General features: G+C 74.3%; 1 protein-coding gene. It reads right to left on the bottom strand.

From position 1 onward, the window contains the following. A partial coding sequence (locus AB0N07_RS52350) for a histidine kinase dimerization/phospho-acceptor domain-containing protein (RefSeq protein WP_365848223.1) occupies positions 1-953 on the bottom strand: 953 nt, incomplete at its 3' end. Between the last annotated feature and the right edge of the window lie 56 nt (positions 954-1009).

The following is a 1009-nucleotide window of genomic DNA, read 5'->3' as shown; positions in this document are numbered from 1 at the left end:
CCACCGCCGTCGTCGTGGATGCTGACGAGCATGAAGCCGGGCCGGGGCTGGTCCTGCCGCACGGAGGCCGTGACGGTGGTCCCGACGGGGGTGTGCTTGGCCGCGTTGGAGAGCAGGTTGCCGACCACGCGGGCCAGCTGCGACCGGTCGCCGGTGACGGACCGCTGGGCGCCCGGCTCCGCCCCCTCGGGCAGGTCCACCACCCACGTGTGGTCCGGCCACGCCGCGCGGGCGTCCATCACGCACTCGAGGACCACCTCGGACAGGTCCACCTGTTCGGCCAGCGCCACCTCCCCGGAGGGTTCCAGGCCCATGGCCCGGCCGCGCGAGACGGACTCGAGCCGTTCGAGCAGGAGCATGTCGTCCACGAGGGTGGCCATCCGGTCGGCCTGGAACAGCACCCGGCCGAGCGACCGCCGGCCGGTCGCGGAGAGCTCCTCCGTCATCGCGATCATCTCGGCGTAGCCGCGCACCGAGGCGAGCGGCGTGCGCAGCTCGTGGGAGGCGTCCGCCATGAACCGGCGCATGTGCTGCTCCTGCACGCGGCGCTGCTCCAGGGCCGCCTCGACCGAGCCGGTGAACCGGTCGAGCGCCTGAGCGACGACGGCCACTTCGTCCGGCCCCTGCAGGAGCCGAGGCGGCATGCGTGAATCCTCCGGGTCGAGCCCGGCGTGGACCATGTCCGCCTGGGCGACCCGCTCGGCGACGGCGGCGACCTCGCGCAGCGGGGCCAGTCCCCGACGCAGCCACAGGGTCACCAGGATCGCGGTGGTGAGGACGGTGACGGACAGTCCGACGGCGACCGCGAGCAGCGCCTGCCGTGCGACGTCGGACATGGCGCCCGTCGGCGCCCCCACCACGAGCACCTGGTCCGCGGCCACCCAGGGGCCCGGCGCGCTCAGCAGTTGGGCCTGGACGCGATAGGAGACGTCACCGACGACGGCGTCCAGCATCGGCCCGCCCGGCCGGTCCCGGAGGGCATGCAGAAGGTCATTGGCCTCCCGCGCCG

It is taken from the genome of Streptomyces sp. NPDC051172 (assembly GCF_040682555.1).
Lineage (GTDB): Bacteria > Actinomycetota > Actinomycetes > Streptomycetales > Streptomycetaceae > Streptomyces.
Note: the sequence above shows the minus strand (reverse complement) of the source record. Positions and strands in the feature narration are given on the sequence as shown.